At 40.5% G+C, this 17,386-nt stretch carries 13 protein-coding genes; 10 read left to right on the forward strand and 3 right to left on the reverse strand.

The annotated features are described in order from the left end of the window. Positions 1-354, forward strand: a complete 354-nt coding sequence (locus G7B20_RS07715; RefSeq protein ID WP_164109905.1) for a winged helix-turn-helix transcriptional regulator — start codon at positions 1-3, stop codon at positions 352-354. 2 nt (positions 355-356) lie between these two features. Here G7B20_RS07715 and G7B20_RS07720 read toward each other — a convergent pair whose 3' ends face one another. Beyond that, a complete protein-coding gene (locus tag G7B20_RS07720) occupies positions 357-3,026 on the reverse strand; it encodes a carboxypeptidase-like regulatory domain-containing protein (protein WP_164109907.1) in 2,670 nt (889 codons plus the stop codon). Positions 3,027-3,028: 2 nt separating this feature from the next. Further along, the gene (locus tag G7B20_RS07725; RefSeq protein WP_164109909.1) at positions 3,029-3,919 is read right to left on the reverse strand and encodes a GLPGLI family protein; all 891 of its coding nucleotides are present in this window, start codon (positions 3,917-3,919) and stop codon (positions 3,029-3,031) included. Positions 3,920-4,196: 277 nt separating this feature from the next. Here G7B20_RS07725 and G7B20_RS07730 point away from each other — a divergent pair, with 277 nt between their 5' ends. The 5 genes from G7B20_RS07730 (at position 4,197) to G7B20_RS07750 (ending at position 8,141) form a co-directional block, all read left to right on the forward strand. After that, positions 4,197-4,703 (forward strand): RNA polymerase sigma factor, encoded by a 507-nt coding sequence (locus G7B20_RS07730; RefSeq protein ID WP_164109910.1) that lies wholly within the window; start codon positions 4,197-4,199, stop codon positions 4,701-4,703. Then, complete coding sequence (locus tag G7B20_RS07735; protein ID WP_164109913.1) at positions 4,693-5,310, forward strand: hypothetical protein; 618 nt, start codon at positions 4,693-4,695, stop codon at positions 5,308-5,310. The genes G7B20_RS07730 and G7B20_RS07735 overlap by 11 nt, the downstream gene beginning before the upstream one ends. Positions 5,311-5,651: 341 nt before the next feature. Further along, the gene (gene aqpZ, locus G7B20_RS07740) at positions 5,652-6,371 is read left to right on the forward strand and encodes an aquaporin Z (protein WP_164109915.1); all 720 of its coding nucleotides are present in this window, start codon (positions 5,652-5,654) and stop codon (positions 6,369-6,371) included. Positions 6,372-6,727: 356 nt separating this feature from the next. Further along, positions 6,728-7,729: a PAS domain-containing protein gene (locus tag G7B20_RS07745; protein WP_164109917.1), complete on the forward strand. Its 1,002-nt coding sequence runs from the start codon at positions 6,728-6,730 to the stop codon at positions 7,727-7,729. Between the two features lie 16 nt (positions 7,730-7,745). Further along, positions 7,746-8,141, forward strand: a complete 396-nt coding sequence (locus tag G7B20_RS07750; protein WP_164109919.1) for a response regulator — start codon at positions 7,746-7,748, stop codon at positions 8,139-8,141. Positions 8,142-8,215: 74 nt separating this feature from the next. Here G7B20_RS07750 and G7B20_RS07755 read toward each other — a convergent pair whose 3' ends face one another. Further along, a complete protein-coding gene (locus tag G7B20_RS07755) occupies positions 8,216-9,346 on the reverse strand; it encodes a TlpA disulfide reductase family protein (RefSeq protein ID WP_164109921.1) in 1,131 nt (376 codons plus the stop codon). Positions 9,347-10,100: 754 nt separating this feature from the next. Here G7B20_RS07755 and G7B20_RS07760 point away from each other — a divergent pair. The 4 genes from G7B20_RS07760 to G7B20_RS07775 all read left to right on the forward strand — a co-directional run bounded on the left by G7B20_RS07760 (position 10,101) and on the right by G7B20_RS07775 (position 17,374). Then, the gene (locus G7B20_RS07760) at positions 10,101-10,688 is read left to right on the forward strand and encodes an RNA polymerase sigma factor (RefSeq protein ID WP_164109923.1); all 588 of its coding nucleotides are present in this window, start codon (positions 10,101-10,103) and stop codon (positions 10,686-10,688) included. Between the two features lie 137 nt (positions 10,689-10,825). Next, positions 10,826-12,007, forward strand: coding sequence for a FecR family protein (locus tag G7B20_RS07765; RefSeq protein ID WP_164109925.1), 1,182 nt, complete (start codon positions 10,826-10,828; stop codon positions 12,005-12,007). A 171-nt stretch (positions 12,008-12,178) separates the two neighbouring features. Further along, positions 12,179-15,634 carry a TonB-dependent receptor gene (locus G7B20_RS07770; protein WP_164109927.1) on the forward strand — a complete coding sequence of 1,152 codons (3,456 nt, stop codon included), beginning with the start codon at positions 12,179-12,181 and terminating at the stop codon, positions 15,632-15,634. A gap of 96 nt (positions 15,635-15,730) precedes the next feature. Next, positions 15,731-17,374 (forward strand): RagB/SusD family nutrient uptake outer membrane protein, encoded by a 1,644-nt coding sequence (locus G7B20_RS07775; RefSeq protein ID WP_164109929.1) that lies wholly within the window; start codon positions 15,731-15,733, stop codon positions 17,372-17,374. The last annotated feature ends 12 nt before the right edge of the window (positions 17,375-17,386 follow it).

Raw genomic sequence — 17,386 nt, forward strand, 5'->3', positions numbered from 1 at the left:
ATGAATAATTTTTCAGATGCGAGCTCCTGTCCTGTACGCAATGTCCTCGATCGACTTTCCGACAAATGGACCATATTGGTTATTTTGGTTCTCGGTGAGACAGGCACCATGAGATTCAATGAGATTCACAAGCAGATTGGCGACATCTCCGAAAAAATGTTGACGGTATCACTGCGTAAACTGGAAGCCGATGGTCTTATTTCGCGTGAAGTTTATCCAGTCATTCCTCCTAGAGTAGAGTATAACCTGACTCCCTTGGGACAAGAATTACTTCCATTAATCGATACGATCAGCAACTGGGCCAATCGGCATATGCAACAAATATTAACGAATAGGCAACAATATAACGGATAAAGCTATTTAAAATTAAACACGGCCCTCAGCACAGCCATTCTTCCCCGCAAGTCGTAACTGTTCTGTGCTTGCATATTTGCCGAGATGGTATAGGTTTCAAACTTTTTAATATTCCCGATATTAGAAAGGTTCAATTCAAAATCTGTGTTCCACTTTTTATGCCTATATCGGACAAAAGTATCAAAAAACACATAGCTGATATTCTTCAATCCAGGTTGACGGGTATATAGATGACGGGCACTCACATTGAAATGAAATACGCGATACATTGTAATAGGGAACCCCATATTCTGCGATAGACTAAACGTATTCCGGTCCAGTCCATCAGCTCCTTCCAGCTGTCGGGTCGTATTCCATGATAGCTGACTTCTGTAGGATAAATTAACCGACTTCCATAACCGGGCTTCCATAGATGGAGTCAGGTTGTAGGCTATATTTTGAAAAGGAAGCAGCTCCTTGTTAAAAAGTTGATTATAATCTGTCAAGCTCCAACTGAAACCAAGTTTAACCGTACTCGCCAATGGAAATATATATTTATCTACACCAAGACTCGCATTATAGGAGTTAACTTTGTTTTCCTGAGCAATCAATTCTGTCTGTGTAATATCATCATTAATCTCATTGGATAGCATCGTAGTGGATAAAGAGTTGCTGTAGTTTATCCCGAAATTTACAAACAACAACTTCACTGTCTTAGAAAGCTTATAGTTCAATCCCAGATTATTACTTCTATTTTCATTAATCCCACCACTATTACTTGCCAACGTTCTATAATTTCTTAGAATCAATCCACGGTACACATTTTCTATATTGCCAAAACTATTCCCTCTTTGGTACGAAAAACTCAGCTCATCCTCCCGCCTGACGATATACTTTGCGTCAAATGCAGGATTAAAAAGAAGCTTGTTTTGGGTCTGGTCCAGGCCAAAATATGGGTCACTATAACCCGTCCGCTGCAAAGACAATGGAAGCGACAATCGGGAGGAAAATCGATTCATACGCCATTCGTATTCTGCACGAACGAAAAGCGACGATCGGAGCCAATGCATATCATTTTGCGAAGAGTCTATATCCACATCAACCACCTTCCCGGCCGTAGATACGGCTATCACAGAGCTCAGCTTTTGATCTTCAATAGACAACCCAGCGCTATAATACTGTCCTATCCTTCCTTTTGGGAGTCTATATCCCACAGTAGCCTGTGTAAAAAGAGTAGGTACCTTTAACCGTTGCAGTGTTTCATTATACGGTACTCCCGCATTAAAAATGTCTGGAAAAACACCTGGATTCAATGACAGTATCTGTGGTTTATTCGCATAGCTAAAATACCAATTGACCTGAATGATATCCCCATTCTTAAGTACAGGAACATATTCCAACTGATTCGAAAATCCTTTAATCTCGTGTTCCCGTCTTACATTTATCAACCCATTGTTACTATAGATATCGGCCGATCCATCCTCTTGTTCGTACTCTAGCGACAATGCATTACTGATATAAGCATTAGAAGCATTCTTATTCATATTCAGTCTTAACGCCCCCAGCCATTCCTTAATGGAAGTAGCCTGTCTTTCATCAAAGGAATAAACGTTCTCTCCGGTATTGTAGGATGTATTTCCAGCATATTCCAGTGTATTCCTGTCCCGCAACAGCTGAATGTTCGATTTTAACTGCCAGTCCTTTTTCAAGTTCACTAAATTATTTGCATCCAGCGCGACCGAATTGTTCATAAAATAATTCGATTTCGCCAAGGGAGGCGCCCCCACTGTTCCTAAAGATAGAAGGTTATTCACGGCAGAAGTCCCCATACTAGATAGAACAGTCTGTTTGTTAAAACCAGAGAATCCCCCACTTAGGTCGTTTCCGATATTATTACCCTGCAATACATTCAGAAGTTTATGCTTCTTATTGAATAAGATTGCATTAACCTCCCCGTCGTATTGCTTTGGTAATCCTCCACCCAATTTGACCTGACCGGTCAGCTTAAGCTTTGCATCATCTTTAATCACGAGGTTAAGCGCTACCTCATCCGTATATCGTTTGTTTTTAAGCACCTTTTTATGCTCATGGTTATTGAGCACCTGTACATCCTGCACCATTTTATGCGGTATTGTTTTTGAACCTATCGCATAGCGGTCATCCAGAAGATCGTCTCCATCGATATAAAAATTAGAGATCGACTTGCCTTGGTATTTTATTTGTCCCGATTCCGAGACCTCTACGCCGGGCATTCGTTTTAATACATCCCCTATGGATCGATCTTCCTCCTTCGCAAAAGACGACACATTATAAGCCAACGTATCACCGATACGATGTACACGAGGTCTGCTCTTTACATCCACGTCTTCCAAACGTATAGAAGCCTGTTCCAGCTCTATCCGCAACTTCTGCACAGGGCCCAAGGGGACAGACTTCTTTTTGTAGCCAAGATGATTGATTTCCAGATAAGCTTCTGCTATATCTCTGCTCGTGGTCAGCACGAAATTACCCTCTTTATCCGATGCTTTAAAAGCAATTATCTTATGCTCCGAGGATTTAAGTAATACGGTAATGGCTTTCAGTGGTTCCTGCGAGTTCTTATCGACCAATACCCCTTGGATAGTAGATTGCTGCGCCAAAGTTTCAAAAGCTGTGCATATAAAAAGGAAGAAAACGGCTAGTCTTATCAACATACTTAAGGAGTCAGTTCAATCGGGTTATTTGTTGTTTTCGAAGGTTTATAACTATCATCATTCTTAACTGACATCGACTTAATCTTTGAGACATCCATCGCCGGGTTTGATCCCCCTTTAGCGGCACGTCCTACTGCAACACCATTTGAACCTACCGAGATCATATTGCTACGACCACTTCTAGAATCCATGTAAGCACTTGGATTCGCTCGGAACGCCTTTTCCAACTTTTCTACCTCCACGGCTGTAGATGGAATTGCCTTTGCAGAAGGCGCTATCCGAATAGTAGTTTCCGCTTCCAGTTTATCAAAACCGGCATAGGTAAACTCGACTTCTCCTTTATCATCTTTAGCAGATAGTATTAAGCCAGGTAAACCATGCAGCTTCCAGGGGCCTGCGGAAAAAGGAATGTCCGTGGTAAACCAAGCCGTATAATTACGGCCCTTAAATTTCGTGGTTGCCTTCTGGCAGTTGTACCCTCCTACTTCTTGAGATTCTTCAAATATCTCCCATTCTTGCTCTGGATACACTCCTGACAGGATAAATTCATCCGAAGCCACCCTCGCTATCTCGATCAACTGTTGTTCTGTTGGTTTGATAATATAAGATTCTTTAATAGCTGTTGTTCTATTTATAATGACAAGCTGTCCATCAAAAACGGGATCTTCTATCTGCGTCTTGACATCCTCTTGCATACGTGTGGCCGAGTAGCTGGTATAATAGGAATCCTTTTCGCCCAGGTAAGTCACTACTTCGTCCCTGACATGTTTATCTCGCTGGGTCGTGTCGTTCACATGTTTAAAGATATAATGCACTTTTGCCAAAGGCTTCTCTTGTGCTTTAGATAGTGTAGCCCACAGCACCATGAAGCTAAAAAACAGAATTCTTCTCATATAATTACGGTTTAAAAGTAAATATACGATTTTTTCGTAATCAACAAATTATTAATTCACCTTTACTAAAAAATTATTTTTTTGTAACAAATTGTGAGTACAACAGACTTACTGTACAGATCACAGATTAATCTTAACAGCATAATGATAAAACAAATAATAATTTCTTCTATGCAAATAAACTTCTGCACATGCAAGGTATCTTGCCCACGGCAAGGCATGCGCTGTCATAACATAAACCAGGTAACATACCGCACACTATAACTATCGTCAGACTGTGAACCAATTAAACGAAAAACTATTCTTAAACCGCCTGGAAGAGCACAAGAGTATCCTTCACAAAGTAGCCCGTATGTATATGGACAACAAAGAGGATCGTGAAGATCTCCATCAGGAAATCATTGCACAACTGTGGAAATCCTATTCCAATTTCAAAGGAGATGCAGCCTTCTCTACCTGGATGTATCGTGTAGCTATTAATACCGCCATCACTTACTTCAAGAAAGACAAACGCCGTAGGGATAGGTATAACTACGCGCAAGCCGAAGAACCCGAAAATGAATCGTACGACAGTAAAAAAGATAAACAGCTTGAGATCTTCTATACAGCAGTACAGCAATTAAATCCGATAGAAAAAGCTTTAATCTTCTATTTCATGGAAGGGCTCTCCCACCGAGAAACCGGTACCCAGCTAGGAATTAGTGAGGGTAATGTACGCGTGAAACTCAACCGAACGAAAGAAAAACTACAACATATAATAAAGAAATTTAATTATGAATCTTGATGAACTAAAATCGGCTTGGAACGCAGAGAGCCCCCAAGATGTAAATATACCCACACACATCAAACAGCTACGCCAAGCCCAACATCCTTTGGATAAACTAAAGCGCAACATGAGAAATGAATGGTATATGCAGATCGCAGCCATTATATTTATGGCCTTTGCCCCGCAGTTATTTGAGATACACCCAAGCACTTACCTTATATACTATACGGCCTACACTGTCGTATTGATCGTTTCCATATATTATTTGAACATTTTTCGTTTATTTTACAAACGAATCAGCCATTATACGGCAGATACCAAAGATAATCTCAACGAGATCTATTACGAATTCAAGCTAAATATTGAGCGCTATCATTCCTTCGGATTTCTATTGATTCCTTTCGTGCTTGTATGGGCCTCTGTGTATACGTACAGTCGTCTTTTAGCAGAAGGACAAGACCTCTCTAATATGCCAGAGTCTGTAAAAAAAGCCTTTCTACTTATAGCATTCATTACCACAATTCTAGTTACGTTAGGTGTATTAGCCTGGACCAAATACTTCTATACGCCTTATACTAAACAGATAAAAACTGTTCTAGACGAATTGAAAAAGGACGAAGACTAAAGCAGGTGTCGACCTGATGGTCGACACCTATAGAAACACCTGTGTATCAACAAAAAAAACAGCCGTTTTTGTGACAAACGATAAATCGATCGTAAAAAAATAAATTCCTAATCAAAGGCAAATTCCTTTCCTGATCGTATAAAAAGAACATTGGAACCACGTAGAAATCACTTTCACAAAACCACTTCGATTTTTGTAGCGGCAATCCTACAGTATATCTAGTTATTTTTTTTATAACTTTAGTTTAGGTTTTTTTTCCAAAATACCCTCTCAAATAACACTAAGAGAAATTTGGCAAAAAAACAGCTACTAATGAATCAAAAATTATAAAACTTAAAATCATGACAAAAAAACTATTCGCCGAATTTTTCGGCACATTTTGGTTAGTCTTCGGCGGCTGTGGCAGCGCCGTTTTCGCAGCTGGAGTTCCGGATATTGGGATAGGCTTGCTCGGTGTTTCTCTCGCCTTCGGCCTCACCGTCCTTACCATGGCCTATGCAGTCGGACACATTTCGGGAGGACACTTTAATCCTGCTGTCTCCGTTGGATTATGGATAGGCGGTCGATTTTCAGCCAGTGAACTAGTTCCTTATATCATCGCTCAGCTATTGGGCGCTGTAGCAGCCGCAGCATGTCTTTATACCATTCTAAATGGTGCAGGCGCATTTTCTACAGATGGCCCTGGCGCTTTCGCCACCAATTTTTACGACATGCCCGGCTATTACGGTAGGAGCTACAGCATGGTAGCCGCATTCTTAGCCGAGTTTTTGCTTACCGCATTCTTTTTGATCATCATTCTTGGCGCAACGGACAAATGGGCAAACGGTAAATTTGCAGGTATAGCCATCGGTCTTGCTTTAACCTTGATTCATTTGATCTCCATTCCGATCACCAATACATCGGTCAACCCAGCCCGTAGTACGTCACAGGCTCTTTTTGTTGGCGGTGAAGCTTTATCCCAGTTGTGGCTGTTCTGGGTGGCACCGATATTGGGCGCCGTTGTAGCAGGTATCATCTATAAGTTTCTACTTCAGAAAAAAGACAGCAGCGTAGCTGCTTAGCACCAGTTCCATACGACAATAGCCTCTTTTCAACCGGCAGGGGCTATTGTTTTTAATGGCAATATGATGTATATTTCCATACCGATCTATCGCTTTGATTGTCACTTTTTTTCACTTAGAACACAAAAAGAGTCGCTAATTTTCACATTAATCACCTATATTTAACTGCATTTTATAGAGAGGTCAATTTTCACTTCTCTTTGTGGGTACCCCACCGGTTCATAATGATGGACCAACTATGAAAAACATTAGGCTGATCAAAGATTACTTTATCGGCTTTATTTATGTATCCCCTGTAGTGATTATCAATTGATCCATACGCAGAAGGGATGTATTTTTTTTAACTGGAAATTAGAATGGAGAGCAATTTTAATTACGTTCAATTCTTTAAATCAATTCCGTGTCCGTCTGTTATCCTAAAGGTCAATAACAATGGCTTCGAAATCGTTGATGCGAATGATGCGTACTCAAGACTTTGCACATTAAATATAAAAGATATTATCGGAAAAGAGTTCTTTGAACTTTTCCCGATCAGTCCTTATATCTATCCCGAAATATGGTCAGACAGCTTCGAATCGGTATTGAAGGAACAAAAAGCCATAAATCTAGGCGTTCGAAAACTCGTAGCCCCGCTCAATACCCATACCACCTTCTTAAATATTAGGCATTATGAAATACATCACCTGCCCATATTCGACACCGAGGGCAATATCGAGTATATTGTACGCTCACTTACTGATGTAACACAACAAGTCATCCAAGAAGAACTTTACAACGAGTCTCAGGCCTCAGCACAATACGGCAATTGGTGGTTGAATAGTGAACAAAATACAATGGAATGGTCTACGGGATTTAAGGATATCCTGGAGATATCTCATGATTTTCAGCCCAGCATCGAGTCCGCTAGACAATTTTATCATTGTGAAGAGGAAGAAGCAAGTTTTTACAAATCTGTCGACGAGGCGATCGAAAACAAAACGATGTTTAAGACTGTCCTGTCCATTATCACAGCAAACGGTAATGAGCGATGGCTTTTATTGATTGGGAAACCAATTATTGTTGAAGATATCTGCGTAGGCATGCGGGGCGTCGCAAAAGACATCACTGAAAAACTTGCCTACATTGACCAGATTGAAAACCAGCACAACAACTTGAGAGATATTGCTTTTGCGCAATCCCATCTCGTCCGTGCTCCCTTAGCACGGATACTTGCTCTTGTACAATATTTGAAACAAGAATATAATGAAGGACCTTCCGAGACCACTCTACTTGATGCACTTAACCACTCCGCTAAAGAACTGGATTTGGTGATTCATGATATTATCAAGAAGACCGCCCCCGAAGAAATGTTAAGATAATAAGTAATTAAAAGCCATGAAACTAACCACCGCTATAGTTGATGATGATAAAATATTTCATTTCCTAATGGAGATACTGCTCAAAGAAGCAGCAATTTCCAACGCTCCAATAGGTCTTCATGGAGGACCTCAATTTTTAGAATGGTGGCAAGACAGACAAAGCGCATCCGAGGCTTCGCTCGTCTTTCTAGACCTCAATATGCCGTTAGTAGATGGCTGGAAGGTGCTAGAAAAATTACACGAACAAGGTGCGAAAAACACCTTCGTTGTCATTATCACCTCCTCCATAGATCCTAAAGACAGAAAAAGAGCAGAAAGCTACCCGATGGTTATCGATTTTCTTGTCAAACCTATACTTTTAGAAAATCTGACCGCTATAAGGCAGTCACCCTTTCTTAAAGAACATTTCTAGACATACTTAGGTGCCAAAAAAAATAGGCTGATCATATGACCAGCCTATTCTTTCGATTATCGGAATCAAGTTCCTTATTTTAACAACTCCGCTAATTTCTTGTGAAGCTCTTCGCCTCTCAAGTTGCTTGCTACAATTTTACCATCAGGACCGATCAAATAGTTCTGCGGAATTCCACGAACACCGTACAAAGTTGAAGCCGCATTTTTCCATCCTTGTAAATCACTTACATTTGTCCACTCCAATTTATCATCAGCGATAGCTTTCAACCAATTATCTTTTTTACCCGGATTATCCAAAGAAACTCCCAATACCGTAAAGTTTTTGTCTTTAAACTTATGGTATGCCTCTACTACATTTGGATTTTCGTGACGGCAAGGGCCACACCATGATGCCCAAAAATCAAGCAACACATATTTCCCCCTGAAGTCTGATAATTTCACTGGCTTGTCGTTTACATCATTTTGTGTAAAATCAGGAGCAATGGCACCTACTGCAGTGGTTTTTGCGGCAATAATACGTTTACTAAATGCCTCTCCTGCAGGGGTACTCTTCACCTCAGCACTCAATTTATTAAAAGCGGGTTCAGCAAAATTGACATCAAGCTGCGAACCAGATAGATCCTGTAATGCCAACAATGCAAAATAAGAGGTCGGGTTTTTAGTTAAATAATCTTTCTGCGCACGCTTCTTCTCTTCCATCAATGGAGCAGCCATACCTCTCAATTTTTCGGCCAATTTACCGTCTTTACGTTGTTCATCTGTAGCGCCATACCACTCTCTATCCAGAGCGGCCAAACCTTGGGTAGAGCGCTCTAATGATTTTGCATATTGTGCGTATTCAACACTAAGTGGTGATCCTGAAACGGTTGCATTCTTTATCGAATCAGTAGCCAATAATTTTGCAGTGCCTTTATCGATGTATAAGCTGTACGAATCCGCATTTTGTGCGCGACGATCCAACTTGCCGGTTGGCACGTAAGTAATCGTCATCGGCGTAGGACCTTCTACTGTTCCTGCAAAAGAAAATTTGCCCCCTTTTACAACAACGCTATCCTGTGTCATACCATTACCTGTACGGTAAGATAAATACGCTTTCGCATTGTCATTTGATTTCTTTACCTGAGCTTCGATTTTAAAGCTCCCTTGCTGTGCTAACACCGACAGTGGTAAGGCTAGCATCATTGTTAAAAATGTTCTGTTCATCTTAAAATTTAGTAATTGATTACATGGTAACCAGAAGCTAAATTAGATATTTTCAAATTCGTCTGCTATTAATACACGTATCAATTACGTTACCACTCCTTTCAAAACATAATTACGTAGCCTACAACAGGAGAACGAACAATATAAAGCAGACTTGAAAAACTACTTAGCACGAATAGGGTCAAGTAGGATAAACAAACAATAGACACTAGGCAGACATCCCGGCCGATACACCAACTGATACAAACGATACATCAGATGGCCTGAATGATCAATTTGTTGGTACCATCCCCATAGATGTGATAGTTGGTGTAGACCACTCGCCCCACCGCAGATGATACCGTCGTTGAAAGAACTCTCAAAGTATGATTTCCAAGCGACAAAAATCTTATCGCTACATTAGACGGATACACAGAGGGAGTAAATCAAGTGGGTTTCGTTGATTATGTCACATCCAATAAGGCTCGAGCTGTACTGTATATACTTATAACGAACTGAACTCGAATAAAGAATTATGCACGCTTAAATTTATTTTTAGCGCACCATTTGCCTCAATAAGTCTAGCGCGAGAAACTATTAAATGTGGGATTGGAGAAAGAGGTAGATAGCTAAACTTCAATATTCAAACGGCACTAAAACACGCTATTCTCTAAAATTTTGTATATTTTTATCCCCTATATTATAAAAGTATAATCTGTTTTATGGAAGGCTAGCTAATTTTCGGAATTCTTCCTTTGAGATATTTAAGCACAAAATGGCACCAACTATTATAAATAATGAATGCTTGCTGTTAGCAAGAATAGCTAAAGGTGATCAACAGGCATTTGAAAAAATATACGTCTCTTATTTTCCTAAATTATACACATTTGCCTACCACATCCTGAAATCTAAGGCTATAGCACAAGAAGTAGCTCAGGAAATAATGCTATCAATATGGCTAATGGGCGAAAAAAGTACAACCATACAAAACCTTGATGCGTACCTAAAAACGTTAGCTAAAAGAAGAGCTATAGACCAACTGAGGCGAATAGAAACAGGACGAAAAGCAGCTAATATAGCTGTACATGATTCGAATGAAATACATAACGAAACCGAAGAGTCTGTCATTCTGAAGGAAACTAAACGAATAATCGAAGAGGGTATAGATCTACTCCCTCCTCAACAAAAACTGGTATACCAACTCTGCAAACAGCAAGAACTAAAGTATGAAGAAGTAGCACTGCAACTCAATATATCGCCCGGGACAGTACATCGGCACATGAAACTGGCGCTACAATTTCTCAGGGCTTTTTTGAAAAAACGCATGGACATCCCGGTATTATTAATCTTAATGGGTTTGTAAAAAAAAATAAAACACTCACAAACAACATCTTATAATATATTTCATTTTTACATTGCCCCTCTCCCGCCCTTATAAACGACTACTCCCTAAAAACTGTTAATAATTTTCTGAATAAACAGTAAATACAAAACCTACACATGGAAGAAAAATATATAGCCTACTTATATCAAAAGTATCTACTAGGTATATTGAGCATAGAAGAGCAAGATGATTGGTACAATGTGGTTATAGATGAAAAATATGAATACGTCCTGTCTCGAATGATCGATGGTGACTGGAGTCGAGAAAGTCTTTTGGCTCCCATTCTTGATCAAAAAGACCAACAGGCACTATTCGAGTATATTATCGCTCATGACCAACCAATAAGTGTAAGGATGAAGGTGTTTAAAATAGTCCGTATTGCAGCAGTAGCCTGCCTAGCTGTAATCATATCGACCACAATGGTATGGATGCACCACCAAGAACAAGAGCCTAAATTATCTGACGATAAGGTTATAAATAGCCTGATCACACCAGGAAAGACAGGCGCAACACTGACGTTGGCGGATGGGACACGAATAAACCTTACAGAATCGGAAAATGGCGAATTGTCGACACAAAAAGGTGTATCGATAAAGAAAGGTAATAACGGGCAACTAACCTATATTGTCGAAGGAGATGTAGACCTTAACAATAGGTCAGAAGGAATAAACACGTTGTCTACAGACAATGGGGAAACTTATCGTATACAGCTACCTGATGGATCTCAGGTATGGCTGAATGCTGCTTCTAACCTATCTTTTTCATCAAATCTCCTTCGCGATGGTCAACGAACGGTCAGACTAAAGGGAGAAGCATATTTTGAAGTAACAAAGGACAAAAAACACCCATTCGTGGTAGAAACTAATAATCAGAACGTAGAGGTATTGGGTACACACTTTAATATCACTGCTTATGAAGATAAAGCGCAAATTGCGACAACGCTATTGGAGGGAAAAGTAAGAGTGCACTCTGCTAACAAATCGGTACTGCTAAAACCTGGACAACAAGCGTTATCCGACAATGGGAAACTGCAGATAAAGACGTTACCGTCACCCCAACAGATGGTAGCGTGGAAAAATGGGGAGTTTAGTTTTGACAATTTAACACTTCACGAGATTATGATGCAAATAAGCCGCTGGTACGATGTAGAGATAAGCTATGCGCCCCATGTTTCGGATCCAGGTTTTGGAGGCACCATAAAACGCTCCAAAAGCATTGATGAGGTATTAAAAGCACTAGAAAAAACACAAGGAATTAAATTTAAAATCGAAGGAAGGAGGATACATGTAATGCCATGAAACTAGACTGGAGAACTAAAGCTGGGAGGAAGTGCGCGAACACTCCCGCCCAAAAAATGGGCTCCATAATAAAAATTATGTTCGAAAAATGTATTTAACGAAATGATATCACTAAAAGCCTCCATCGCATATGGTAGAACGATGGCTGTAGTGATATAAAACCCTAACCAAATGTACAAAAAAATACTAACCAAGGGAAAGCTCTCTCCTGGAGACTATTCCAATTTAAATAAATGGATGATGCGAATCAAAATCACCGGCCTATTGATATTGTTTGCATTCTTGCAAGCAGGATATTCAGCGCACGGACAAAAAATTTCGATCCAAGCTGAAAGCATATCTATTACCTCTCTTTTTAGAGAAGTGAAAAAACAAAGTGGATACGACTTTGTCTACACCAATAACCTGATAAAAAGTGCGAAACCTATCCATATCGACGTTAGGAACATCGCACTTAAAGATGTACTGGATATGTGTTTAGCTGACCAACCGTTTGACTATGTGCTCCAAAATAGAACCGTAATCGTGGTACCCAGAAAAAACACCGAAAGCGCTGTGTCAAAAACAATAAAAGGAAAGGTGGTAGACCAATCTGGAAAGGCTGTATCCGGGGCATCTGTTATTGTAAAGACAACTAAAAATGGAACTTCGACAAATGAGAATGGAGAGTTCGAGCTGCAAGAGGTTAATATTGGTGATATCCTACTAATAACCCACATGGGATATAAAGGAAAAGAATGGACTCTTAAAGATCTTGACGATATCCCCGTAATCACGCTGATGGACGTCACTACCGAGCTGGACGAAACGGTAGTGATCGGCTACGGTACAGCCAACAAGTTGACTTATACCGGAAGTGTATCTACGGTAGAGTCTAAGGATATCGTAAAAAACGGAACTCCAAACATCACGGACGCACTAATAGGTCGTCACTCTGGACTAAATGTCGTACGGCCAAATGGAAATACACCGGGTAGCAGCGCTTCTTTTAATGTGCGGGGGATGAATACCATAAATGATGGATATCATACAAATACGCCGCTAATAATCATCGATGGAATGCAACGGAACTTCTCTTCGGGACGTACAGAAACAGATGTATTTGCCTCAATAGATCCAAATGACATTGAGAGCATATCGGTACTTAAGGACGCAGCCGCGGCCGCAGTATATGGTGCCCGAGCGGCGAATGGTGTTATTTTGATAACCACAAAAAGGGGAAAGGAAGAAAAGCCAACATTAAGCTATAACTTTTTGTACGGCGTTGACAAGCCAACCCGAATGCCTAAACCTCTTAATTCCTGGGACTGGGCAACACTGTATAACGAAGCTCTTAGAAATGATGCACGAGATGAAAATGGGAATATACCTGCCAGTTTTAAACCCATATACTCGGACGAGGATATCCAAAAATTCAGAGATGGATCCGATCCAGATATTTATGCGAACACGAACTGGCTGAAAGAAATATTAAAACCAACGGCGCAACAGCAACAACACAACCTGTCGCTGCGCGGGGGCAGCAAGAATATCAACTATTTTGTTTCGCTAGGCCATACCGATCAGGGAGGATATATCGACAATTATAACTTCAAGCGATATAACTTAAGATCTAATATCGATGCTAACGTCAATAATACACTAAAGGTATCTGTAGATATGGCTGGTACATATACACAAACGGATAGCCCTCCAGGATACTCATACACTATATTCGGAGATATGCTCAAAGCTTCTCCAGTGTACCCCAACCGATACCAAAGTGACCCTAGCAAGTATGGTGTAGTGTCTGGGGCCAATGACCGTTATAACCCTTATCTATCGACCCAAAGAGGATATGACCAGAGTAATAAGATGTCGCTGTTCAGTACGTTGAGTGCAGTACAACAACTGAGCTTTGTCCCCGGATTATCACTCAAAGGTTTGTTCTCTTTTAACAAAACATACGGCGATCAAAAGACTTGGTCAAAGAATTATAGACTCTTCACAGATGATGGAATGTATTATAAAGAAAATACATTCGGAAGCGCATACCTAAATGAAGGTAATAGTAGATTCCAAAGTGTGACGAGTGAGTTACATCTAAACTATGCAAGATTCTTCGGTGCTCACGATATAAAAGGTCTCCTTCTATTTACGCAATCGAAAGACTATACAAGAAGCCTGAACGCTTCGAGAAGAAATTTCTTGTCGACCGCAGTAGAAGAACTGTCTGCTGGTGAAGCTGAAGGACAGGAGATTAATAACGGATTTGAAGAGTCCGCACGCCAAGGTTTTGTAGGACGATTTAACTATAGCTACAACAAAAAGTACCTTGTGGAAGCAAACTTTAGATATGATGCTTCATCCAACTTTCCTAAGGATAGCCGCTGGGGGCTTTTCCCTTCTTTCGCCGCAGGCTGGAATATATCGGAAGAAAATTTCATCAAAAACAATACGGCTTGGTCATTTGTCGATCTATTGAAAGTCAGAGCCTCATGGGGACAGCTCGGAAACGACAGAATATATGCTTCATTTGCCTACCTCGATCAATTCAACACGAGCTATAGCAAGATATATCTTGGAGATAAAGCTATGTCTATCTTGACACCTAGTGCGATGTCAAATCCGGATATTACCTGGGAAAAAGCGACGACCTCGAATGCAGGGGTAGAAGCCTTATTATGGAACGGATTGTTGGGTTTGGAATTTGATTATTTTAAAAAGCGGACAACAGATATCTTAGCACAACCCACTTTGGCATTTCCTGCGACATTTGGCGCATCACTGCCGATGATGAATAATTCGACTGTACGAAATGAAGGTTTTGAAATTGTGTTGAGCCATAGACTAAAGCGCGGAGATTTCTCCTATAGTATTAGACCAAATATTGGCTTCTCAAAAAGCAAGATTGAATATATGCCCGAAAATCAGGCTAATCCAAACCTTGTAAAATCAGGACGAACACAAGACTACCTCGCATTTGGCTACCAGAGCATAGGCTTATTTCAATCGTATGAGGAAATAGCCAATAGTCCTAAACAGACCTTTGGACGGGTGCAACCTGGAGATATCAAATATGCAGACATCAGTGGTCCGGATGGTGTACCCGACAACAAAATAGATGCATTTGACCTATCACGCATAGGTAATCCAAGCGAACCCAAAATCACGTACGGAATATCAGGAGATATAGCTTATAAAGCATTCGACATGAGCTTTCTATTTCAAGGGGCAGAGAAAACTTCATTAAACCTTTCTGGAGATCCAGGGTGGGCCTTTGCCAGCGGCCTATTGACCCTAGGAAGTGCCTATGAACATCATCTAGACCGTTGGACTCCAGAAAATACCGATGGAAGCTATCCGCGCTTATTCTACAGTAGTAATAATAATAAAAGGGGATCGAGCTACTGGTACAGAGATGCCAGCTATCTAAGACTCAAAAATCTGACTGTTGGATACACACTGCCAAAAGAGATTACGGAAAGAATAAAAATGAGTTATTTCAGGGTATTTGTGAGCGGCACAAACCTAGTCACTTGGGACAAACTAAAAACATTTGACCCTGAACTTAGGGGGGTATTTAGTAGTGGTGGATTCTACCCCTTACAAAAAACGTTTAATATAGGTGTTAACATTAATTTCTAGTCTTGAAACGATTCGCTTAAAAAATTATAGTGAACTATTGTGAGGCAATCATTGCTAAAACTAAAAAGACCGTGATTTGCAAATAATGAAATAAAAATGAAAAAAATAATATATATAGCACTGGCAAGCACCCTGGCCTTTACGGGATGTAAAAGTGACTTTCTAGACCTGAAACCAGCGTCTTATTCCGAAGATAATCTATTCTCGGACATTGCCCTGTCCGAAGCTTTTGTTAATTCGCTATACCTTAGCATACCGCTAGATGTGGCAAACTACCCCCTAAATCTAAACGCTGCATCTGACGAAGCCAAGACGACAAATCCAATAGCAAGAGCTAATTATATCACGCAAGGCAACTATGACGCTACGACGAATACCCTGAGTACCTGGAACGGTAGTTATCAGGCAATACGTAATGCCAACTTGTTCTTAAAAAATTATGAACAGCTCCCCGCCGGAGACGAACGTGATAGACTAAAGGGCGAAGTGTTGTTCATGCGGGCATTTTACTACCAAACCTTGTTAAAGCAATATGGTGGTAAAGGTCTCGGAATACCACTAATACTACACCCACAGAATATCAATGAGGATATATATGTAGACCGGGCTTCCTACGAGCAGACTGTAGAAATGATCGTAAAAGACCTAGACGAGGCTACAGATCTGCTACCCATACCAAATAAAACAGCTGCCGCTAGAGCCTCCAAAGGGGCAGCAATGGCACTCAAAGTAAGGGTATTAATGTATGCAGCTAGCCCTATGAACAACCCTACTAATGATAGACAGAAATGGCAGCGAGTAGCGGATGCCGCAAAAGTGCTTATTGAGAAAGATTACTATACACTAAACGATAACTACGAGAAGCTCTTTCTGGAAAAAAACAACGAGCTAATTTTTTACAAACTATACACAAACGGACCCGGAAACTATAGTCTGCTAGATTTCAACATACAACCGCCAACCACAGGAGGGAGAGGTAGTTCGGCCCCATCACAGCAAGCTGTAGATGCCTATGAAGTAGTCACAATGGAGTCTGGAATAAAGACGGCGACTTCCTTTAATTGGTCAAACCCTGAACACGCATCTGCTCCTTACCAAAATAGAGATCCCAGATTCTATGCTTCTGTACTATATGATGAAGCAGAATGGTCTGATGGAAAAGGAGGAAAACGAAGTCTGGATCTCAAAGACAACGGAATAGACCGCACAATGAGGCCTGAAAATGCGACTAAAACGGGATATTATCTGCGCAAATTCATGGATTTTGACTTCTTCCCTAAATTTCAACGAACCGGGGATGCAAGGTCATTTTCTCCAGTCATTGAAATACGCTACGCCGAAGTACTACTAAATTATGCCGAAGCACTAATCAAATTAGGAGAGCATAACGAGGCGCTAAAATATATCAATATGATAAGGGATCGCAAAAGCGTAAAAATGCCGCCAATACCTCTAGGGCAATTAACCTGGGAACGTTATGTAAATGAACGTCGCGTAGAGTTAGCATTTGAACAACACCGTTTTTGGGATGTAAGGCGTTGGGGGATAGCGAAAGAAAAATCTAAAGAGCTATGGGGGATTTCCATCAAGGTGAAAGACGGCGGAAAAATATATACTCCCGTATTAATCGAAAATAGGGTATACGAGACTAAAATGGATATATTCCCTATACCTCAGGGAGAGATAGACAAGTATAGATCGGTTATCCCTAGTTTTGAGCAAAACCCCGAATGGGACTAAAAAAGTTTTCAA

This window comes from Sphingobacterium sp. xlx-96 (assembly GCF_011007365.1).
Lineage (GTDB): Bacteria > Bacteroidota > Bacteroidia > Sphingobacteriales > Sphingobacteriaceae > Sphingobacterium > Sphingobacterium luzhongxinii.